The organism is Marinimicrobium sp. C6131 (assembly GCF_026153455.1).
Lineage (GTDB): Bacteria > Pseudomonadota > Gammaproteobacteria > Pseudomonadales > Cellvibrionaceae > Marinimicrobium.
This window is the reverse complement of sequence record NZ_CP110629.1, coordinates 3,759,834-3,782,028: the sequence shown is the minus strand read 5'-3', so window position 1 is coordinate 3,782,028 and position 22,195 is coordinate 3,759,834. Positions and strand designations below refer to the sequence as shown.

18 protein-coding genes are annotated in these 22,195 nt (G+C 60.7%); 8 read left to right on the top strand and 10 right to left on the bottom strand.

The window, feature by feature from the left end:
• Positions 1-3: 3 nt before the first annotated feature.
• The 4 genes from OOT55_RS16120 to OOT55_RS16105 form a co-directional block, all read right to left on the bottom strand.
• Positions 4-1,791: an IucA/IucC family protein gene (locus OOT55_RS16120; RefSeq protein ID WP_265366863.1), complete on the bottom strand. Its 1,788-nt coding sequence runs from the start codon at positions 1,789-1,791 to the stop codon at positions 4-6.
• Positions 1,784-3,601, bottom strand: a complete 1,818-nt coding sequence (locus OOT55_RS16115; RefSeq protein ID WP_265366862.1) for an IucA/IucC family protein — start codon at positions 3,599-3,601, stop codon at positions 1,784-1,786. The genes OOT55_RS16120 and OOT55_RS16115 overlap by 8 nt, the downstream gene beginning before the upstream one ends.
• A gap of 109 nt (positions 3,602-3,710) precedes the next feature.
• Positions 3,711-5,051, bottom strand: coding sequence for an MATE family efflux transporter (locus tag OOT55_RS16110; RefSeq protein ID WP_265366861.1), 1,341 nt, complete (start codon positions 5,049-5,051; stop codon positions 3,711-3,713).
• Positions 5,048-5,800: a winged helix-turn-helix transcriptional regulator gene (locus OOT55_RS16105; protein ID WP_265366860.1), complete on the bottom strand. Its 753-nt coding sequence runs from the start codon at positions 5,798-5,800 to the stop codon at positions 5,048-5,050. The genes OOT55_RS16110 and OOT55_RS16105 overlap by 4 nt, the downstream gene beginning before the upstream one ends.
• A gap of 413 nt (positions 5,801-6,213) precedes the next feature.
• Between OOT55_RS16105 and OOT55_RS16100 the strand changes: the two genes are divergently transcribed.
• The 5 genes from OOT55_RS16100 to OOT55_RS16080 all read left to right on the top strand — a co-directional run bounded on the left by OOT55_RS16100 (position 6,214) and on the right by OOT55_RS16080 (position 11,748).
• Positions 6,214-7,206 carry a retropepsin-like aspartic protease gene (locus OOT55_RS16100; RefSeq protein WP_265366859.1) on the top strand — a complete coding sequence of 331 codons (993 nt, stop codon included), beginning with the start codon at positions 6,214-6,216 and terminating at the stop codon, positions 7,204-7,206.
• Between the two features lie 87 nt (positions 7,207-7,293).
• Complete coding sequence (gene ubiE, locus OOT55_RS16095; protein ID WP_265366858.1) at positions 7,294-8,043, top strand: bifunctional demethylmenaquinone methyltransferase/2-methoxy-6-polyprenyl-1,4-benzoquinol methylase UbiE; 750 nt, start codon at positions 7,294-7,296, stop codon at positions 8,041-8,043.
• 1 nt (position 8,044) lies between these two features.
• Positions 8,045-8,671 carry a ubiquinone biosynthesis accessory factor UbiJ gene (locus OOT55_RS16090; RefSeq protein ID WP_265366857.1) on the top strand — a complete coding sequence of 209 codons (627 nt, stop codon included), beginning with the start codon at positions 8,045-8,047 and terminating at the stop codon, positions 8,669-8,671.
• A gap of 2 nt (positions 8,672-8,673) precedes the next feature.
• Positions 8,674-10,338 carry a ubiquinone biosynthesis regulatory protein kinase UbiB gene (gene ubiB / locus OOT55_RS16085; protein WP_265366856.1) on the top strand — a complete coding sequence of 555 codons (1,665 nt, stop codon included), beginning with the start codon at positions 8,674-8,676 and terminating at the stop codon, positions 10,336-10,338.
• 120 nt (positions 10,339-10,458) lie between these two features.
• Positions 10,459-11,748 (top strand): substrate-binding periplasmic protein, encoded by a 1,290-nt coding sequence (locus tag OOT55_RS16080; RefSeq protein WP_265366855.1) that lies wholly within the window; start codon positions 10,459-10,461, stop codon positions 11,746-11,748.
• Positions 11,749-11,753: 5 nt separating this feature from the next.
• Here the strand turns inward: OOT55_RS16080 and dtd are convergent, their stop codons facing one another.
• Positions 11,754-12,191, bottom strand: a complete 438-nt coding sequence (dtd, locus tag OOT55_RS16075) for a D-aminoacyl-tRNA deacylase (protein ID WP_265366854.1) — start codon at positions 12,189-12,191, stop codon at positions 11,754-11,756.
• A gap of 17 nt (positions 12,192-12,208) precedes the next feature.
• Entirely contained in the window at positions 12,209-13,180 is a 972-nt protein-coding gene (gene pip, locus OOT55_RS16070) for a prolyl aminopeptidase (protein ID WP_265366853.1), read from the bottom strand.
• Between the two features lie 238 nt (positions 13,181-13,418).
• On the opposite strand from pip, the gene OOT55_RS16065 reads away from it, so the two are divergent.
• Both OOT55_RS16065 and OOT55_RS16060 read left to right on the top strand, forming a co-directional pair.
• Positions 13,419-14,561 carry an endo-1,4-beta-xylanase gene (locus OOT55_RS16065; protein WP_265366852.1) on the top strand — a complete coding sequence of 381 codons (1,143 nt, stop codon included), beginning with the start codon at positions 13,419-13,421 and terminating at the stop codon, positions 14,559-14,561.
• 188 nt (positions 14,562-14,749) lie between these two features.
• A complete protein-coding gene (locus tag OOT55_RS16060) occupies positions 14,750-15,913 on the top strand; it encodes a PQQ-dependent sugar dehydrogenase (protein ID WP_265366851.1) in 1,164 nt (387 codons plus the stop codon).
• Positions 15,914-15,979: 66 nt separating this feature from the next.
• On the opposite strand, the gene OOT55_RS16055 is transcribed toward OOT55_RS16060, so the two are convergent.
• Together OOT55_RS16055 and OOT55_RS16050 are read right to left on the bottom strand one after the other, a co-directional pair.
• Positions 15,980-16,291, bottom strand: a complete 312-nt coding sequence (locus OOT55_RS16055; protein ID WP_265366850.1) for a DUF6482 family protein — start codon at positions 16,289-16,291, stop codon at positions 15,980-15,982.
• A gap of 102 nt (positions 16,292-16,393) precedes the next feature.
• A complete protein-coding gene (locus OOT55_RS16050; RefSeq protein ID WP_265366849.1) occupies positions 16,394-16,714 on the bottom strand; it encodes a DCC1-like thiol-disulfide oxidoreductase family protein in 321 nt (106 codons plus the stop codon).
• 133 nt (positions 16,715-16,847) lie between these two features.
• Here OOT55_RS16050 and hemH point away from each other — a divergent pair, with 133 nt between their 5' ends.
• Positions 16,848-17,885: a ferrochelatase gene (gene hemH / locus OOT55_RS16045; protein WP_265366848.1), complete on the top strand. Its 1,038-nt coding sequence runs from the start codon at positions 16,848-16,850 to the stop codon at positions 17,883-17,885.
• A gap of 117 nt (positions 17,886-18,002) precedes the next feature.
• On the opposite strand, the gene OOT55_RS16040 is transcribed toward hemH, so the two are convergent.
• Together OOT55_RS16040 and OOT55_RS16035 are read right to left on the bottom strand one after the other, a co-directional pair.
• Positions 18,003-18,953, bottom strand: a complete 951-nt coding sequence (locus tag OOT55_RS16040) for a SusF/SusE family outer membrane protein (protein ID WP_265366847.1) — start codon at positions 18,951-18,953, stop codon at positions 18,003-18,005.
• A gap of 165 nt (positions 18,954-19,118) precedes the next feature.
• Positions 19,119-22,154, bottom strand: coding sequence for a TonB-dependent receptor (locus OOT55_RS16035; RefSeq protein ID WP_265366846.1), 3,036 nt, complete (start codon positions 22,152-22,154; stop codon positions 19,119-19,121).
• Between the last annotated feature and the right edge of the window lie 41 nt (positions 22,155-22,195).

Below are 22,195 nucleotides of genomic sequence, written 5' to 3'. Positions count from 1 at the left end.
GGCTCACGCCTCCTTCCGAACGGTTTCCGATAGCGGGTTGAACACGCGGTGGTGGTATTCCGGCTGGGCGGCGCTGAGCTTTTTGCGCAGCAGGGATTCCACCTGAACCATGGGTGCCCGGTAACCCAAGGCCTCCAGGCGCGCCGGATCGCAGTGGCCGCCGCCGGCGTAACGCGCCAGGCAGGCACGCACCAGGGCCCAGAAACGTGGTTCGGGTAAGCGGTAATGGTCTTCGCACAGGGCGGCGAGCTCCGAGAGCTGGAAAACGAACAGGGTATCCATCACCAATTCGCGCAGGGCCTCCACCGAGTCCATCCAGTAGTATTCACTGGGCCGGGCGCCGGCGTAACGCGCCTGGTGGCGGAACACCGGCGCCGCGTCCGGGGCGGCGAGAAAGCTCTCCACGTATTCCACACTCTCGTGAAAGTCCCGGGCCGCCAGCCATTGCGGCCAGCCGTCCCGATGGACCAGCAGCAGGTTCTGGCCGTGGGCTTCCAGCGCGATGCCGTGACGGGCCAGCAAGTGCCAGACCGGCAGGATCAGGGTGTCGAAAAGGCGGGTCAGCCAGGGCTCCAGGCCATAGGCGTTTACCCAGGGGTCGATAAAGGGTTTGCCATCGGACTCCATCAGGGCCAGGACCTGGGCCGGCACGGCCCGCTCGCCGGGGGCCAACCGGGACGGCAGGCTTTCGCGCCAGAGGGCACCGAACTGACAGATATCCGGCTCGGTCGGGCTTAACAGGCCGGCTTCCTCCACCCGCAAGCCGGCGTACTCTCGCAGAATCACCAAAGGCTGTTGCTGAAAGAATCCGTCCCCCGCCACCGTCTCCGCCAGCCAGTCAGACAAAACCGGTCCGGACTCGATACCATGGCTCAGCAGGTGACGCCGCGAGGAGGTGAGCACAATATCCAGGGGCAGCTTGAGATCACCCCGTTCCGGCCGGGAATCATTCATCAGGGTGCGCATGGATTGACTGACCCGGTAGTCGTCTCCGGGTTGTCCCAGATCGAGCAAGCGCGGATTCGAACCCTGCGTGCGCGGCAGTATCCGGTGCTGCCACTGCCAGGGATGTACCGGTACAAACACCCGCTGTTCAGGATCCACGCCCCGGGCCCGGCAGCGGGCCCGCAGCGCCTGCAGCAGCGCCGGTCCAAGCTCACGAAGAGCGAAAGCATCCGGGTCCTGAGCCGCGCCGGAGCCGACTACCCGGTTCCGGGGAACGGCGATCCAGTGCGGGCGCACCGGGCCGGCGGCTTCGGGGCTGTAGCGTTGGTAGTCGGCTTCACTCAGGCCGATGCGCGCTTTGAAACAGGGATGGTAGGGATGCCCCTCGCGAAGGGCGCCCTCCAGCGCAACCAATGGCAGCTCCCGACGCACTGCCAGCGGTGGCAACTCGCGCGCATTCCACTGACACCAGATCCGGGTCTGATTCAATTCCCGGGTCAGCGCCTGTTTACGCTCCGCGTCGCCGGGCAGGCAGACCAACAGTTGGCGCAGGACCTCCTCCAGGTCCGGCCGGCGGGCGACGGGCTGGACCCGGGTCAACCCCGACAGCTGCAAGCGGATGCGCCCAAAGCCCCGCACCCGTGCCGGGCAGGCGTAATCCACCTTTCCGAGCCTGAAGTACAGGGTGCACCAGCGGGAGGGTCGCTCCCGACGGGGGACAACGATGTAGTCCAGCAGGCCTTCAAACAGCGCCGCCTCCAGAGCCTGTCGAAGGATTCTCGGCAGGGCGTCAACCGCCACCGCCGATGCCTGTTGTGGAACGCCGAGCGCCAGGGCTTCAGACATGAGCCACCTCCTCAAGCGCTCGCTCAATCCGCGCGGGTGCGCAGAGCGGATTGTCAATGGTGGTGTAAGCGGCCAGCTCCATGTCCGCCTCCAGCTCGTCGATATCCTCCACCCGGGTCAACAGGTTGGCTTTGGCGGGTAACTGGGTCTGGGTCAACCAGCGCTCAATCAGGACCCGGCCATTGCCGGACAGCGTCAGACGCAGTGCCTCCAGCTTGTCCCGCACCCGCTCAATCAGCTCGGCCTCCGGCAGCAGGCCATCGGCGCCCAGCCGGTCCACCACCGCGAACACCTGATTGACCAGCAGGTAATAACCGAAGCGGTCCAGAATGGCATCCGTGGGGTAGAACAGATCGCTGTCGGCCTCCAATGTCGGCTGCCACTGCAGGAGCCTGGGCTTTTGTTGCTCGTCCAGGTAGAAGCCCTGGTTGTCCCGGTAGTAGTAAGTCTCCGGATAGCCATCAGTCAGCCGCAGCAGGCTGTTCTGCTGATGGGCTTCCAGGGCGATGCCATGGTGGTCAAACAACACCAGGCAGGGCTCGACCGCGCAGTGCCAGTAGGCATCAAACCAGTCCCGGGCGACCGCACCCGGCGCCCGCCCTTCCTCCAGCGCCTGCCGCTCGATCAGCTCCGTGAGCACGGCGCGGCGCTGACGTGGATGCCAGGGTTCCTGCACCAACGCCGCCAGACACAGCACCGATTGATCGCTTTCGGCGCCAAAGGGGTTTGCCCGCACGATGGCCTCGAACCCGCTGTCGCCCCCTTCGGGGTCACGCACTGTCAGATAGGCGGGATCGGCAATCACCTGGAAGCGGGGAAAGCGCCGGGAGAATTGCAGGTTGTGCAGCAGACCGGCCATCAGCACCCCCGCGCGCAGCTCCCGCACCCGGTTCTGCCGCAGGGAGTTGGTAATCTTCACGGGCAGGGAGAGCTTGTACATCCAGGGCGCGTCCCGGTGATAGACGGTGCGCACCGAGGAGGTGGCCGTGAAGGTGTGCCCGAGCGGGCCCAGGTAGCGCAGCCGACCGGCCTCCTGCCAAGCCTGAACCCGGGGCTGGGCAAGTAACCAGTGAGCCTGCAGCGGGTGGACGGGAATCAACACCTCGTCCGGGCCGATCGACACCGAATGGTCGCTCTGCATCAGCGCCTCACGTACCAGGGTCTCGGCGGACTGGGGCAACAGCGACTGCTGCTCGACCCAGTCCCGGTGCACGGCCACATAATGTAATTGAAACTGGCCCTCCAGCTCCGGCGTGATCAGGGGATGCTGCCAGTCAAGAATGCCCTGCCGGCTTTTCGGGGTGGGGTGTAACCAGTGGCCCAGCACCAGGCTCTGCTCCGCGCGGCAAAAGCTCAACGGCGTGCGGTAGGGCTGGGGCCAACGGGCCTCCAGGTAGCGCACCGTGTTTTGCAGACTGTCGGTCAACCGGTGGGTCAGTTCCAACTGCCGACGCTTGAGCCCGGCGCCGGGCTGGGCGTTGCGCTCGTGGAACAACTCCTTGACCAGCAGCAGGAGCGTGCTCCAGAAGCCCTCCTGTCGCAGTTGTGCGCCCTGCTGGCAGAAGACGGCCTCGATGCGCTGGCGCCCGACCCGGGAGCGATAACTCACCAGTAGCCACAGGGTCAGCTCCTGCCGGGGCAGGGTCAGTTGCAGCAGGGATTTGCCGGTCAGAAGCGTCTGCGGCAGTATGCTTCGGGCTTGGGGAGAGTCCGGGCTCAGCCAGCGCCCGCCATCCACTTCCCGCAGATAACAATTGACGAATGCCTGAAAGCTGGCGTACTCGGCCAGGTGTCGCGCAAAATCGGCCATAACAGAGTCCTCGTTGCCAATCCGATGAGGGAGGAGTTAGGACCGATTATATGAGAACAATTCTCAATGTCATTGGGTTTTACGATTGTTACGTTTCCTGACAGCTCAATCATTCCCTCAGTGGAAGAACGCGCCGAAACGTGGTTTTGTCCGTCAACATTCCCAGCGCCAACCCCAGCGTCAGGAACTCCGCCAGGGGTAGAGCCCACAAGAACGACACCCGGTCGCGCCAGGGAAACAGCGCGGCGAGAAACAGGAGGGGAAGGACCAGGCTGCGCGCCAAGGCGAGCAACGCCGAGCGGCGCGGCTGCCGACAACCGGTGAACCAGGCGGACAACACAAGGTTGAGCCCGGTCAACAGAAACACCGGGGCGATTACCGGCCAGAAGCGGGCGGCATAGTCCGCCGCGGAACCCTCGAAGAACCAGTCGCTCAAGGCCGGCCCTCCCAGGAAGACCAACGTCCACAACAGCAGCCCCTGAGTGGCCGCCAATCCCAGACCATAGTCCCGGAAGCGCCGGGCCCGGACCGGCTGTCCCGCGCCCAGATTCTGGCTGGCCAGCACATGCACCACTTCGGCCACCGCGCAGGCGAGCATGACATTGAGTAACAGGGCGTAGTGAATCAGGGCGAAACCGGACACCGCCGCCACACCACCGGTCAGCGCCAGCAGCCAGTGCAACACGAACAGCACCACCCCCGCCGACACTTCGTTCAGGAACTCGGAAAAGCCGTTACCACAGAATGAGACCAGACGCCGCCAGGAGAGCCAGCTCGGCCGCAGGCGCAGCGGCGTTCGACCACTGTGCAGCAGGTGTAACAGCACCAAACACTGGGTCAGCTGTGCCGCCACTGTGGCGCCGGCGGCGGCGCGCAAGTCCCAGCCCAGTACCGCCAGCCCGAGCACATCCAGCAGGATGTTCACCAACGCGCCGAGCACCAGGGCCCGGCTGGCGCGCCGGGGTTCGCCTGCCACCCGCAGAAAATAGTAGAGCACCACCGCTGCGCACTGCGGCACCTGGCCCAGCAACACCAGTTGGAAATAGGGTTTTACCAACGGCTGCAGCCGCTCCGGCACGGCAAGCCACTGCAACAGATAGTCGCCAAACACCAGGCCGAGCAGCGTCACGGCAACCCCAAAAACCAGCGCCAGGCACACGCAGGCCGAGAACACTCCGCTGGCCGCGTCCCGTCGACCGGCACCCAGGTAATGACCGGCCACTACGCTGGCACCGATGGCCAGCATCAGCACGCTGCCGAACAGCAGAATCCAGAGGGGAATCAGCAGATTCACTGCCGCCAGAGCGTCGGCGCCCAGCCATTTGCCCACCATCAACCCGTCCACTACCGCCGCGCTGGTCAGGGCCAGCAAGCCCAGGGTGGAGGCGCCCACATAGCGCAGGAAGGTGGGCAGGGCCGGCGCCTCGAGAACCGCTTCGCCCCGGCTCATCCTTGCACCGTCCTATCAAGACCCACTGGCACGCGGTTGGACAATAGCGACAGCCGGTAACCCTGCCCGCGCACCGTCTGAACCGCATCGGGCGGCATACCCGCCGCAATCAGTTTCCGGCGGATGCGGCTCAGGTGCATATCGATGCTGCGGTCGTCCCGGCAATAGGATTTATTCAGCACCCAGCGGTGCAGTTCGGATTTTTTCAACAGGGTGTTGTGATGCTCCACCAGGCACCACAGGAGTTTGAACTGGATGGCGGTCACCCGAAGGGGACGGTCGTCGTAGCGAACCGACGCATCCTCGCGACTGAGGGACAAGGGTCCCACCACCAGACGCTCCCCGCCCGGGTCTGCGGGCATCAACTGCCGCGTGCGCCGCAACAACGCCCGGCCGCGCAGCAGTAGCTCCAGCGGGTCTGCCGACTTGGCGACGAAGTCATCGGCGCCGCGCCGAAAGGCGTCGATACTGCGTCCGGGCTCATCGGCCAGAGCAATGACGGGCGTCGCCTGCCATTGGCGCAACTCGGCCAGGAGCCCCCAAGGGTCCAGTGCGTCAGCATCGACGTCGAGCAGCAACAGATCGGCCTCGGTGTTGAGCACACAGTCCAGCGCCTCACGACCGGCACGGCAGACCACCAGCGACCAACCCCGCGCGCGCAAGGCCGCATGGATTCGCGCTTGTAAGGTCGAGGTTTGCCCTACCCACAGCACCCTGATCTCGGATGGTCGATTCGCCCACGTTTCCATTGTGCCTCCATCGCTCTTTATCAATAATGCGAATCATACTCATTATTAAATAAAGAGCAATAGAAGCCCGTCACAAATTTGGTTACCCTTAGCCTTTACCCGACCCCGGTACTCTTATGAGCGCTCCGTCTCCATTCCGACCGCTGCTGGCAAGCCTGCTTCTGGCCACCGGGCTGGCGGGCGGTTGGTGGCTGCGCGGGGCGCTGGCGCCCGTTTTGGTCGAGCCGGCGGTCCGTGTGGAACCGGATAAGCCTCCATCAAACGCCTCTCTCAGCGGGTCCGTTTCCTCAACGGCAGCGCGAGTCCCCTCCGTTAGCCCGCCTTCCCGCAATGCGCTTGAGACGACGACAACGTCGGACGACCCAGCGCCCGCCAACGACGCACCTCCCCAGCCCGTCAACCGGGATGAGGAAATGCGCGCACTTCTGGACCAGCAGGCTTTCAATGCCGCCATGGGGCTCTACCAGGAGGCGGAGCGGCAGGATTCGGCCCTGGCGGGTCGTTTGCGGGAGCTGGTGTTGGACTACCTGGAGGGTTACCTGCGCGCAGGCGATGACTACGCACTGACCGCGTTGGCCGACGCCTTTTTGTCGGTGCATTACGATGATATTGACGTGTTGCTCCTGCTCGCCCGCCACCAGCTCCAGTCCGACTACTGGGCCGAAGCGGCGCGTACCTTCCAGCTCACCTTCGCCTACAGCGCGACTCAACCCGGTCAACGCAGCCGGGTCAGCCAGGCCTTTGAACAATTTGTCCGGCAGGTGGACGATCAACTGGCGGGCGAGCAGCATTGGCAGAGCCTGCTGGGCTTTTACGAGACGCTTGAGCAGTTGGACCTGGGGGGTGCCGAGCAGCGCCTGCGTCTGGGCGAGCTGCACCTGCACCACGGCGACACCACCTACGGCCGCAACCTGCTGGAAGCGCTGACCACCCACGCCACTCTGGGCGCCCGCGCCACCGCCCTGCTCAACCACACCACACCACCCCCGGTGACGGAGCGGCGCCCACCCCCACCAGTGGGAAGCATTGAACTGGACACCATCGGCAGCCATTACCTGCTGCCACTCGGACTGGATAGCCGGGAAGAGGTACAACTGGTGATCGATACCGGGGCCAGTCTGACGACATTGACGCAACGCAGTTTTGATCGAATCAGCGCTTCGGTCCGTTTTACCGAGTTAGGGCCTCAGATGTTCAATACCGCCAGCGGCACCACCCGTGGGATGGTGTATCGGGTGGACAGTATCCAGATTGGTGATCATCGGTTGACCGATGTGCCGGTGGCGGTGTTGGATTTCAATACGCCCGATCATGTGGACGGGCTGCTCGGCATGAATGTGTTGAGCCGGTTTCGGTTTGAGGTGGATCAGGACGACGAGGTTTTGTTGTTGCAGCCGCGGCAATAGAAGGTATTGGTGGATGACGGGCTTCGCCCTTATCCACCCTACGCGTGTACAATACTGGCTCTGTGAATTCCGATGATGGACGACCTCATGAGTGAGAAGAGAACCACCGATTTTGGCTACGAGCAGGTGGCCGTTGAGGAAAAGGCCGGCCGTGTGGCGAATGTGTTTCACTCCGTCGCCGCCCGCTACGACCTGATGAACGACCTCATGTCCGGCGGCGTACACCGATTGTGGAAGCGGTTTACCATCGAGCTGGCGGCGGTCCGTCCCGGACAGACCATCCTCGATATTGCCGGTGGTACCGGAGACCTGAGCTACGCCTTTGCCAAAAAAGTCGGGCCGGACGGTCTGGTGGTGCTCGCCGACATCAACGAATCCATGCTCAATGTGGGTCGCGACCGACTGACCGACCGGGGTATCGCCGGCAACCTGCAATACGCCCAGGCCGACGCCCAGTACCTGCCCTTTCCGGACAACACCTTCGATTGCATCACCATTGCGTTTGGCCTGCGCAATGTCACTGACAAAGACCTGGCGTTGCGCTCCATGTTGCGGGTGCTCAAACCCGGCGGACGACTGTTGGTACTGGAGTTCTCCAAACCGCAGAACCCGCTGCTGGAAAAAGCCTATGACACTTACTCGTTCAAGCTGCTGCCTTTCATGGGCAAAGTGGTCGCCAACGACGCCGACAGCTATCGCTACCTGGCCGAGTCCATCCGCATGCACCCGGACCAGGAAACCCTGAAGGGCATGATGGATGCCGCCGGTTTTGTGAACACCGAGTACCACAACATGACCGGCGGTGTGGTGGCTCTGCACAAAGGCATCAAGCCCTGATATGGATGCGACTCTGACGAGCGCCGCCCTTTCGGCCGCCGAAGCCATCGTCCAGCGCGTCCTGCGCTACGACCCCGCCAGCCGACTCGCACTCAGCGAACTCGATGGGCAGGTACTGGCACTGCAGTTTACCCAGCCCGAATGGACCGTCTATGTTCTTCCCGGCAAAGCGGGGTTGAGCTTCAGCAGTCACTGGGAGGGAGAGATCCAGACGCGGCTGACCGGCCCACTGAAAAACTTTATCGGCCTGGCTCGCGGCGAACAGACCAGCCTGGCGGGCTCCGGTGTGCAATTGGAAGGCAGCACCCATCTGGTTCAGTCACTGCAACGTATCCTCGGGCAACTGGATATTGACTGGGAAGAAGCCCTGAGTGAAGTGCTCGGTGATGTACTGGGGCATCAGGGCGCGGAACTGCTGCGCTCGGGCGGACGCTGGTTGAAAGCACGGGATAGCCAGGCCCGTCGACTGCTCGGCGAGTTCATCACCCAGGAGGCGGGACTGGTCCCGGGTCGCGCCGAGCTGGACAATTTCTATCGGGAAGTGGACGAACTGGCATTGGCGCTGGAGCGCACCGAAGCGAGAATCCAACACTTGCATACTCTCTTGCACCGAACCACTAAGGACTAAGCGTGTTAGTCGTACTCCGTCGCCTGCTCACCATCAGTTTTGTCATCTGGCGCTACCGGCTGGATCTGTTGATTCCGCCCGGTCAGTTGCCCTGGTACGTGCGGCTGTTCCTGCTGCCGTGCAAACTCAAACCCGCCGGTAATATGACCCGGGGGGAGCGACTGCGCCGGGCACTGGAAGATCTGGGCCCGATTTTCATCAAGTTTGGTCAGTTGCTCTCGACCCGTCCGGACCTGGTGCCACCGGATATGATGGACGATCTGAACCGGCTGCAGGACAAGGTGCCGCCGTTCGACAAGTCCGAATTTCGTGCTCTGGTCGAGCGGGGCCTGGGGGAAAGCGTCGACACGGTGTTTGCCAGCTACGAGCAGGAACCGCTGGCTTCGGCGTCGGTGGCCCAGGTGCACGGCGCCACGCTGCATAACGGTCAGCGCGTCGTGATCAAAATCGTTCGCCCCGGCATCGAGCGGGTCATTGAGCAGGACGTGCGTCTGCTGATGATGATCGCCCGACTGGTGGAGCGCTACAGCATCGATGGCAAACGCCTGCACCCGGTGGATGTGGTTCGCGATTATCGCAATACCATTTTCGATGAGCTGGACCTGCAGCGCGAAGCGGCCAACGCCTCCCAGCTCCGGCGCAACTTCGATGGCTCTCCGCTACTGTATGTTCCGGAAATCTACTGGGACTACACCCGCAATAACGTGCTGGTGATGGAGCGCATTCACGGCATCCCAGTGACGCACATTGACGAGCTTCAGGCCCAGGGCACGGACATGAAAGCGTTGGCCGAACGCGGCGTGGAGATTTTTTTCAAGCAGGTGTTTGAGCACAACTTTTTTCACGCGGACATGCACCCGGGCAATATTTTCGTCGCCACTGAAAACCCGGAGTACCCCAAGTACATTGCTGTGGATATGGCCATTGTCGGTTCCCTGACCCGGGAAGATCAGTACTACCTGGCGCGCAACCTGCTCGCCATGTTCCGGCGCGACTACCGGCAGGTCGCCGAGCTGCACGTGCAAAGTGGCTGGGTCCCCGAGGGCACCCGGGTCGAGGAACTCGAAGCCGCGGTGCGCACCGTGTGCGAACCGATTTTTGAAAAACCGCTGAAAGACATTTCGTTCGGGCATCTGTTGATGAGTCTGTTCCGCACCGCGCGCCGGTTCGATATGGAAGTTCAGCCGCAACTGGTGTTGTTGCAGAAAACCCTGCTCAATATTGAAGGACTGGGTCGCCAACTCTATCCGGACCTGGATCTGTGGGTCACCGCCCACCCCTTCCTCGAACGCTGGCTGAAAAACCGCTTCCACCCCAAGGCGCTCTGGGGTCAGCTCCAACGTTATGCGCCGGAGTGGATGGAGAAGTTCCCCCAAGTGCCGGAACTGATTTTTGGTGGTCTGCAACAACTGCAGAGCCTCAGCAAAGTATCCCACCACCTGGAAGCACAGACCCAGGAACTGCAGCGCCAGCAACAGAACCGGCGCCGGGGACGCCGCCGCACCGTGATTGCCACCCTGGCATTGATCGGCGCCGGCATTACTGCCTGGCCCCATTTGGGAGGCCCCCTCACCGCTTGGGCTGAGCGCATTGACTGGGGACAGATTCCCCCGGAGAGCTGGGCCTTGTTAACCCTCGGTTTGGCGGTATTGATCCTGCGCAAATAAAAGATGGTTATTGCGCAACCGCCGCACTTGGGCGCAGTGAGCGCTTCCTGGCGATACCGGTGCCACTGTTGGAAGGATTGATCGGCTACCGACTTTTTTATCCGGAAATCAGATAAACAGGTGTTTGCCCGCATCGAATCCCCGTTTCGTATGCTGCAAGCGGAACGATTCGGTTTTTTTCCACGCGGCGCTCAGATAATTCTCGACGAACAGGCCAATTTTGATACCGAAGGTTTGATTATTGAGCCGGCTTTGCTGCTGGCTTACCCCCACCACCGGGACCCGGATCTGCTCCAGCGGGCCAACATCTGGATTCAACCCTGGCCAACACACTTGTGTAAAAACGCGACTCTTCCTACACTGGACCAGACGGATATACCACTGGAGTCATCGCGCACTGTGAACCCGCCTTTCATCCACTCGATTCTTCAGGGCGCAGAGACCTTTTGTGCCTATCTGAAAACCCCGCGCGCCCGTTCGCTCCCGGCGGCAATCGTCACTTTGCTAATGAGTCTGCCTTTTGTAATGCTCAGTGAAACCGCAGCCGCTGCGTGCCAACTGGATCGCGACACGACCACCGACCGGTTGGTGCTGCCCCTACGCGATGAAATCCGCCATGACCACCGCAACTACTTTGCCCAATTGTTGCAGTTGGCACTGGATAAAACCGAACGTGATTTTGGTCCCTGCAAGGTTACCCTGTCCCAGCAACCCAAACCTCAGGCCAGGTTGTACCAGGAACTCTCCCGGCAGGAAAATATTCACATCATTGATGCCACCGTCATGCCTGAACGTAATGAGCGCTTCCGGGCCATTCCCGTCCCGTTATTGAAAGGCCTGATGGGGTATCGGATAGCGTTTATCCGCGCTGATGATCAACCCCGTTTCGACCGGGTGAAAACCCTGAAGGACCTGAGCGCCTTCCGGGCCGGTCAAGGTGAGGGCTGGTTTGATGTACAAGTACTGCGAATGCACGGCATTCCGGTCACCACCACGAGCAAGTACGAGTCCCTGTTCCGAATGCTTCGAGCGGGACGCTTTGACTTCTTTCCCCGGGGCGCCCAGGAAGTCATGAGTGAGGCGCAAAGCTTTGATATCAGTGGACTGGCCGTTGAGTCGAATCTGGTACTGGCCTACCCTTGGCCAGTGTACTTTTACGTGAACAAGGAGCACACCGCGCTGGCCGAGCGGGTGGAGGAGGGGCTGCGGCGCGCCAAAGCCGACGGTTCGTTCGACACATTTTTCCATTCGCACCCGCTGATCGTGGCCGTCTTTGAGCAGCTGAATCTCGACCAGCGCACCCTGCTCTACCTATGCAATCCGCAGCACAGCGATCCGGCTTTTCTCGGCCAAAGCAATACCTGGATTCGCCCCTGGCCCGATCATCTGTGCTCCCGACCGCTTCACTGACCTTTTCAGGCGGACAGCATGAAGGTGACCGGCCCATCGTTCTGCAGGCTGACCTGCATATCGGCCGCAAATACGCCGGTGGCGACCGGCTCGTGCAGGGTCCGGGCACGGGAGACAAAATAATCGTAAATAGATTCGGCGAGCGCCGGAGAGCCGGCACGTGAGAAACTCGGCCGCAGCCCCTTGCGGGTGTCGGCGGCCAGGGTGAACTGGGACACCACCAGTAGCCCGCCACCCGCCTGCTGCACATTCAGGTTCATCTTGCCCTCGGTATCGGCAAATACCCGGTAGGCCAATACCTTCTTCAGTAACGCATCGGCCGTTCCTTCATCATCGTCCTTTTCAACCCCCAGGAACAGAAGCAACCCCGGACCGATCTCGCCCACGACCTGATCGTCCACCGCCACACTGGCGTGGCGGACTCGCTGAATCAATCCCAACATGACGACGCTCCCCCAACTCAGGCCAGATTGTCGTCTTCATGGCGTAGCCGACGGACCATATCTTCGGTGGCCCGCACCAGCGCATCCACGGTTCCGGGTTCGGACGCCGAATGCCCGGACTCACGGATGATCTGCAATTCGGCGTCAGGCCAGGCTTTCTGCAGCTCAAAGGCATTATCCAGCGGGCAGACCATGTCGTAACGGCCGTGAATGATCACCCCCGGGATGCCGGATAAACGGTGCGCGTTGCGCACAATCTGGTCCGGTTCCAGAAAGGCCTGGTTCACAAAGTAGTGCGCCTCGATACAGGCCAGGGCCAGGGCACGATGGGGCTTGGAGAACGACTCGACCACCTCATGATTGGGTCGCAGGGTGGCGCAGCGCCCCTCCCATATGGACCAGGCCTTGGCCGCGCCCATTTTGAGCAGATCATTGTCGCCGGTCAGCAATCGATAGTAAGCCTGGATCAGATCGCCCCGCTCCTCTTCAGCCACGGGCTGCAGGAACTCCTGCCAGTAATCCGGGAAGACATGGGCGGCCCCCCCCTGATAGAACCACTGCAGGTCCTGCGGTCGGCACAGGAAAATCCCCCGGAGGATCAGTCCAAGCACCCGTTCCGGGTGGGTTTCGGCGTACACCAGACTCAGGGTCGAACCCCAGGAGCCACCGAACAGCACCCACTTCTCCACCCCCAGAAAGCGGCGGATCTCTTCCATGTCCGCCACCAGCGCCCGGGTATTGTTGCCCTCCAGGCTCGCATGGGGCGTAGAGCGACCGGCACCGCGCTGGTCGAACAGAATGATGCGGTAACACTCCGGATCAAAGTAGCGGCGATCGTATTTCCCACAGCCGGCGCCGGGACCACCGTGGACAAACAGGACCGGAATTCCCTCGGGGTTACCGGACTCATCCACGTACAACTGATGACCACCACCAACAGGAACCTGGTGGCGCGCGTAAGGTTTGATTTCGGGGAAATAGGTGAGCATAGTGGCCCTTTGCTGCTGTGCCAGAGACGGTTTTTATAAACTCGATGTGCCTTTATAACCCAGTGTAGGTAAGATGCAACCCCCATGCAGCGTAAGGCAGAAGAATCATCCCCCACACGCGGACCGGGAGTGGCGCTGAACACTTTTCGCGAGCCGCCATCCGTGCTTTAATGGTCAGCCTGAATATAAGATAGACGCCCGCCGTTCAGGCCGGGCCCAAACGTAACAGGTCATGCTTATGAACCCCATCTCCCGACGCAAATTCCTGCTGGGCAGCGCCTCACTGGCCGCCCTGGCCAACCTCAAGGCCTGTGCCATCAACGGCGCCGCCGAACGGACCGGACTGAAAAATCTCTACGGGGATGACTTCCTGATGGGCACCGCCATCAGCAATCAGACCCTGGCCGATGACGACCAGCACCTGAAAACCCTGATCGCCAGGGAGTTCAACTCCATCACCGCCGAGAACTGCATGAAGTCCGCGCTGGTGCAGCCCCGCCAGGGCGAGTGGGACTGGGAGCTGGCGGACCGCTTTGTGGCGTTCGGCCAACAGCACAATATGGACATCGTCGGGCACGCCCTGGTGTGGCACTCCCAGGTTCCGGAAGACTTCTTCGTCTACCCGAACGGCCGCCCCATCGACCGTTCGGAGCTGATCAAGCGGATGGACACCCACATTCGCACCCTGATGGAGCGCTACAAGGGCAAAATCAAGATCTGGGATGTGGTCAACGAAGCGATTGATGAAGACAAAGGCTGGAGAGAGAGCGCCTGGTTCAAAACCATGGGCGGAGCCGACTATGTCGAGCGTGCCTTCCGACTGGCCCACGAAATGGATCCGGACGCGCACCTGATTTACAACGACTACAACATGCACAACCCGGGCAAACGGGAATTCCTGGTCGATGTGATCCGCGACTACAAAAAGCGCGGCGTGCCGATTCACGGCGTTGGCCTGCAGAGCCACGTGGGTCTGGACTATCCGGACCTGGGCGAATTCGAAGCCAGTATCGAGGCCTACGCCGCCGAAGGCATGCGCATTCACTGCACCGAGTTGGAAATCGACGTACTGCCGGTCGCCTGGGAGCACACCGGGGCGAACATTTCGGACAACTTCGAGTATGCCGACGAGCTGAACCCCTACCCGGACGGCCTGCCCGAGGACATGCAGGAGCGACTGACCGAACGCTACGTGGAAATGTTCAAGCTGTTCCTCAAGCACCGGGACAAGATCGACCGGATTACCCTCTGGGGCACCCACGATGGCGAATCCTGGAAGAACAACTTCCCGGTGGGCGGACGCACCAACTACCCATTGCTGTTCGACCGGGACATGCAGCCCAAACCAGCCTATTTCGCCGTGGCCGATCTGAAGCGCTGACCTCCGGGATCTGCAGCGTCTGATGCGCGGCGGCGTCAGCCCCGCGCTTAACCCTTCTTCACACTGCCTGTGCTAGGCTGTATACACCATTCTTTACAGTGCCTGACATCCTTGCCCACTGATTCAAACCCACGTGGGCTGCGTATCATCAGGTCACACCCTTTTTCACTGACTTGAGGAGACTGACCATGGCTTCACTGTTGACACGTTTGTCGCCCGTGCTGGCCTGCGCGGCGCTGGGCCTTCTGGCCACTGGCGCTCAGGCGGACGATCACGCCACCATTATCGAAACCGAGAAAGCCACCCTGAAAGTGACCCAGGTCACCGACGGGCTGCGCAATCCCTGGGGTCTGGCGTTCCTGCCCGGCGGTGATATGTTGGTCACCGAACGCTCCGGCGACCTGCGGATTGTCGGGGCCGACGGCACCAAGGGTCCCGCACTCAAGGGCCTGCCCGAGATTGCCAGCCGCGGTCAGGGCGGTCTGCTGGATGTGGCGATTGATCCCGACTTTGTCGATAACCGCTGGGTGTACTTCAGCTTTTCCGAGCCCGGTGAGGGCGGTACCAGCACCGCTGTGGCCCGGGGCAAGTTGATGCCCAACCACCAGGATGAGCTGCAGGGCGTGGAAGTCATCTTCAGCCAGCAGCCCAAGGTGCGCAGCAATGGGCACTTCGGCTCACGTCTCGTGTTCCGCGACGACGGTACACTGTTCATCACCATGGGGGATCGCCAGCAGGATTTCGAGGACAACTATCCCCAGGAACTGGACAGTCACATCGGCACCGTGGCCCGCATCAACCCCGATGGCAGTGTGCCCGATGACAATCCGTTTGTCGGCGACAAAGATGCCCAGCCGGAAATCTGGTCCTACGGCCATCGCAACGTCCAGGGCGCCGACCTGCACCCGGACACTCGCGAACTCTGGACCGGCGAGCACGGCCCTCAGGGCGGTGACGAAATCAATGTGACCCGGGCGGGCAAAAACTACGGCTGGCCGATCATTACCTACGGCGAACAGTACGGCGGTGGAAAAATCGGTGAGGGCACTGAAAAAGAGGGCATGGAGCAACCCGTCCACTACTGGGTGCCATCCATCGCCAATGCCGGCATGACGTTCTACACCGGCAACCAGTTTCCCGAATGGCGCGGCAACCTGCTGGTCACCGCGCTCAAGTTCCAACTGGTGTCACGCCTGGAGTTGGACGGTGAGAAAGTCACTCACGAGGAGCGGATGTTCGATGAGAGCATCGGCAAGCGTCTGCGCGATATCGTTCAGGGGCCGGATGGCAACCTCTACCTGCTGACCGACGATCGCAACGGGGAAATTCTGAAGGTTGAGCCGGCCAAATAGACAGCAGGCTGAAGGAATGGTTGGAATTGTCGGGTTACGGCCGTTGGCCTAACCCGACGCAAGGCGCTAACGGTGATTCTGTTCCACCAGCACCAAGGGAATCTCACTCATCGACTCTTCCGGTGTCGGCCGCCCCACCATCTCATCATAGGGCGTCTGCATCACCAGCCAGGCTCTGTCCGCTCCCCGCTGTGCCAGCCACCGCTTGGCCGCGTACAGGCTGGGGAACTTCTGCGCCCGTCCCCGCTCGTCCCGCACCACCTCGATTTCGTCCGCCCAGCCCACCGGCGTCTCGGTATAACCCACCAGATAATGCGCGCAATCGGCAAAACTCATCACCACCGCACGACGCTCCGGACGACTCGCTTCAGGGATCATTTTGCGCCTCCTCAGGCAAGGTACACAGGTAACGGCCACTGCCGTACAACCGTTTGAAACGTCGCTTGGCCCAACGCCGATAAATCCGGTCCACGATCCGGCCTACCAGGGGCCAACGCAGCGGCTTGAGCAGCCAGCCCACCCTCGTGCCTCGACACTGGCATCGGCGCCCAGCAACCACTGACCATCGGGCAGCTTCAGGTGGAGTTGGCGCAACATGGCCTCGCGCTGCTCCGCCGGCAACTGCCACTGCTTGTGGATATCCAGCAGACGGAGCTGCGCTGACTTGAGACGCTTCAATAAAGTCATCTCACGCTGACACAAAGGGCATAAACCGTCGTAATACAGGGTGGTGACGGTTTGACCGGGCTGCGGAGTGGGAATATCTGCTTTGATTGAACGCTTGGCAGTAGAACGATTCATCACGGGTACAACCTCTTTTCCATTATCGGGGAATACGCTTGCCGCGGACCACTGGATCAAAGCACCACCGGCGGTAGCATTATCCCTCCCAACCCGCTATGTTTGCGGTTCGGGCCAACAGACAGGAGACTTCATGAGCCAGCAATACCGGGCGGTCAACGACCGCATCGAAGAGCGTTTTCACAAACCCTCGGATGAGACCCGCCGCACCCAGCAAAAAACCGGGGTGCTGCTCACCAACCTGGGCACGCCCGATGCGCCCACCCCTCCGGCGCTGCGCCGCTACCTGGCAGAATTTCTGTCTGACCCCCGTGTCATCGAGGTGCCCCGTCTGCTGTGGAAGGTCATCCTCCACGGCATCATTCTGCGGATTCGCCCAAAGAAGTCCGCCGAAGCCTACGCCTCGGTCTGGAGCGACGAGGGCTCACCATTGATGGTGATCAGCCAGCGCCAGCGTGACGCCGTGCAGAAAGCCCTGGGCGAGGAGGTGATCGTCAAGCTCGCCATGCGCTATGGCAACCCTTCCATTCCCAAGGGGATGCGGGAGTTCCAGGAACTGGGTATCCGGCGCGTTGTGGTACTGCCGCTGTACCCGCAATACGCGGCCCCCACCACAGCGTCCACGTTCGACGCCCTGGCCGATGAATTGAAAACCTGGCGCTGGGTGCCCTCGATCAGTTTCATCAGCGGCTACGTGGACAATCCGCTGTACATCAGCGCCCTGGCCCAGAGTGTGCAGGACCACATCAATACGCACGGCATGCCGGATAAATTTCTGTTCTCCTACCACGGCACGCCAAAGCGCTATCTCGACAACGGCGACCCCTACCATTGCCTGTGCCACAAGACCACCCGTCTGGTGCGGGAAAAGCTGGGACTTGAGGAGTCGCAGTGCCTGACCACCTTTCAGTCCCGCTTCGGTCGGGAGGAGTGGCTCAAGCCCTACACCGATGAAACGCTCAAGCAGCTTCCAAAGGATGGCATCAAGCACATTGCCATACTGTCGCCAGCGTTCAGTGCTGACTGTCTGGAGACGCTGGAAGAGCTGGAAGAGGAGAACCGCGAGTATTTTATGGAAGCCGGTGGCGAGACCTATCATTACATTCCCGCCCTGAATGACCGGGAAGACCATATTGCGGCGATTGTGGATGTGTTGCGTCGGGAGCTTTAATCCGCCTTCGGTAACGGGTGCGCTTCGCTTACCCGCCCTACGCGACCTCCGCAGTTTACGTAGGGCGGGTAAGCGAAGCGCACCCGCCGCACACCGAAACGAAACGAGACGAAACGTTTATTGTGGGTCGATCAGGATGGTTTCCGCTTCCAGATCTACCGCGATATCGTAAGTACCCGCTGCATCTTCCGAAATCTGCCATTTGTAATCTTCACCCTCGCCCGCCGTCACAATGGAGTACGCCGTTTCGGCCAGCGGCTGACCCTCCGTGTTGGGGTGGATCCAGTCGTGCCCCGGATCAAATGACAGTTCTGAGGCCGATTCCGCCATGGCAATTTTGAAGCTTCCGCTGGTCAGCTCCAGGGTCACTGTGTACTGGCGTGTATTGTCGGCTCCCCGGTCCATCATGGTCGCATCGTCCAGACTCCAACCACCCGGCGTGGCGTCACCCACCAAAAACAGGTGAACACCGCTCTCCCCCGGCTCTTCAGTATTGTTATCGGCTTCCTCCAACGCGAAGTACACACGCTCTTCGTCGGTGTTGACCCGAATCTCGTAGACGCCGGCGGTTTCCACCGTCCATTTCCAGTCGGACACGCCTGTCTCATCAGGACAGTCTTCTGTCCAGGTATAGGCATTGCCACTGCCATCGAGACTGACCGGTTCAGCTTCACTGCTCGCCAGCAGCCAGGCACCACCGCAGAAATCCGTCGCCTCGTAATGGGCGAACTTGATTTCGCCGGTCCCCAGCTCGCCCTGCCATTGGTACACCGCTTCATTATCGCTTTGCGGTTGCAACGCTTCTTTGTTGTCCAGGGACCAACCGCCGGGCGTTGCGCTGCCTACCATGTAGAGCGGGTCGACATCGGTATTCGCCGAGCCATCATCCGAGTCATCGTTACCGGGCGTCTGATCATCATTTTGCTCCTGCTCCGGTAAAGGTGGCAAATCGGGGCCAGTCTGCGTTTCGCCACCACAAGCAGTCATCATCATCGGAAGCCCGCCGAGGGTCAGTGCGAACAGCCAGGTACGCAAGGTATTTGCAGTCAGGAAGTGATAAAGATTCATAGTCGCTCTCTTTCATTATTAGAGGGAGTACAGGGTGACCACGACCCACGGACGACATTTGCCATCGGATCGTCTTTTTCTGCATTAATAGGACGGGTGGGGGCAGGCATTCCACTCCCCCCAATCAAAGAAACTGGGGAACGGAAGGCAACGTTGCGTGAACGATCAGAAAGAGAAGCGAATACCCAGCTCGAAGCGACGGCTGTAGGCTTCGTAGCTGTTGGTAAGACGGCGATCAACGCTGTAGGTGTGATTGTCCTCCCGGAGCAGGTTTTGCCCTTCCGCATAGAGGGACAGACGCTCGCTTAAATCATAGCTGAGGCTGAAATCCAGCGAGCCGAACGCGGCGGTTGTCGTGGGTACGCCGCCAGGGCCGCAGGTATTGCAGGCGATGAATTCACCCCGATAATTCCAGGCGAGACGGCCACTGAACGCCCGTCGCTCATAAAGTCCAACCAAATTATAGGTGTACTCGGACACACCGCTCAGTTCAGTGTGACTTTGGGCCTCTTCGCTCGTCAAGGTCGCATCACTGTTGACCCAGGTCATATTGGCCATCACACCAAACCCATTATCAAACAGATACTGATAGGCAAGCTCCACGCCCTGTACCCTGGCGTCGGTTCCGTTCACCGGTGCCAACACATCGAACGTCAGAATCTCCTCGGTTTCCGACCCATCGACACCCACAACCTGAACGGAGAAGTCGCTTTCAAACACATCACTGGTGATCAAACCGCGGATGTCTTTGTAAAATAACGCGGCGGCCATCGAACTTCCGCCCCGTCCGTACCACTCCAAAGACAGATCCGCGGAGTCGGCAATAAACGGCTCGAGCCCCGGATTACCATTGCGCTCGACCCGGGGTGGCGGACTATTGACCTCCCACATGACGTCCGGCCCCAATTGGGATAACGTGGGCCGCGTCATACTCCGGGAGAGTCCCACACGCCCCAGTAACGACTCGGTAAACTCGTAGCTCGCATTGAACGAAGGAAGAAAGTTCCGGTACCGATGACTTTCCGCCACCGGCACAATATCGCTGAAAACCGGATTCCAGTTGGTGCTGCCTGGAATTTCCCGCAGCTCAAGCAGTTGCTGGCTGTGGCCTCGGGACAGGGTATCTGTGATGACCCAGCGTCCTCCAAGATTGGCAAACCAATGAGCGCCCGACAGATTGAATTGAACAAAGGCACCGCTCACATCCTCGTTGATAACCGACGAGGCCCGAAGCCGTGGTTTCGCCAGAATGTTGCGCTCAAAGAATGCATCGCCGCGGTGTGCTTTCGCCGCTTCAAACAAAGCCAGGGGATCCAGTGCCGGCCATCGATCAAACCCGGACGCATAATCATAATGCCCCGGAAAGGGTACCGTTGCTGTTACCCCGACCTCCCCCAGGGTGTCCTCAAACCCGCAGAACGCGCAGGGGTTTGAGGGGCGCCAATCCACTTTCTCTTTACGTCGCCGGGTGTGGATCAAACCGAATTGTAGATCGTCCAGGTAGTTCAACTCATTCGTCACCCACCGCCCTTCCAATCGCGAGGAGAGTGCCTGATCATTGACATTCTCTCCCTTCGGCTCCAGAAAGTGCAGCGCGATTGAGTCGTTGTTGACGTCCAGACAGGGCTCGCCAGTATCAAAGGTGCAGCGCACACGGGGCACGGGATCCTGCGCCTCAAACCGGAAGTTGCCACCATTGACGCCAGCGACGGTATAGTACTCCGTACCATTGATCGGCCGGTCCGCTTCAGAGAGCGCCAGATCAAGCGTTAGCGTCAGGTCGTCGTTCGCGCGCCAACGGGTATTCCAACCCACCATGGCCGTTGTCGCCTCCCGGGCTTTGGTATCGTTGCCGATTTCCACCGGAATATCGTTCAGTTCAAAGTCCCTGATCAGCCAGCGATCCTGGCCATCCCCGTCAAAGGCTTCGAGCACGGCATCGGAAAACCGACGGGCGCCATCATTGCTGTAGAAATTGACGTTGTACGAATAGGCCGACTCGGGGGTCTTGTAACGGGAGTAAAACGCATCCAGTGTGATTTCAAAATCATCATCCGGCTGGTACTGCAAAGCACCGGTAATCCCGAGACGTTCGCGCTGTCCGAATTTTTTCTGGAAGGAAATAATGCCCGGATAGACTCCGCGACCGTCCAACATTTCATCGCGAACACCATCGCCATTGGCATCCACCGGTTCGGTTCCAGAGACAAAGCTGTCGTAGGTATCCGCTTGCCAGTCCCGTTGGTAGTAGGAGCCGCCTAGAGAGAGTCCCAAGGTGCCGTCCCGGAAACTGTTCTGTAGGGTACCGGCGTACTGTTCTGTCCATTGGCGGGTGGCTCCATCGAAGAAACCGCCGACCGAACCATGTCCGCGAAATCCCGGATCATCCAGGGGCTGCGTCGTCTGCAGATCCACCAACCCGCCAATGCTTCCTTCAGGCAGCGACGCCATGGCGGTTTTGTACACGCGGGCACTGGCGATGCTCTCCGATGGCATGACATCGAAACTGAAATCCCGTCCCGCGTTGTCGGTCGCCAGCGTGCGGCCATTGAGCGTGGTCATATTGTACTGACTGCTCAAGCCCCGAACCGACACCCAGCGTCCCTCTCCGCCGCGATCACGGCTGATCTGAACGCCGGTCACACGCTGAAGGGCTTCGGCCACATTGGGATCCGGAAATTTGCCGGCGTCTTCCGCCGTGATGGTATCCACAATCACCGGCGCCAGTCGCTTGAACTCGGCAGAGGTACGAAGGCTCTGTCGAATACCGGTTACCAGAATATCGTAGGTCGGACGCTCCTCCACAATAACCGGTGTTTCCGGTTCGGCTGACGTGCGTGCAGGGGTGGGCGCCTGAATAATGACCGAGCCCGATTCAAGCAGCTCGTAGGACAGCGGAACGTTCGCCAACATTCGGCCGAGAGCCTGATCAAGGCTCATACTCCCTTCAACTGGTGCGGATTGCAGCCCTTCCAGCGCTCGAGACAAGCCCAGGACGTTCACGCGGGCCTGACTGGACAGCTCCAGCAACGCCTGATCCAGAGGCTGAGCAGACACTGAAAAGGTATAGTGTGGCTCATCGGCCCAGGCGAGCGGATGCAGCAGAAAACACCACAGCAATAGAATGCCGCGCCCCGTCCGGACCATCGGGAGGGCGGCGAAATATCCATCGCAGCGCAAGGGCGATTTTTTCAGCAACATGAAACCGAACCGTTGAAGTCTTATTGACTGTCATTATTGTT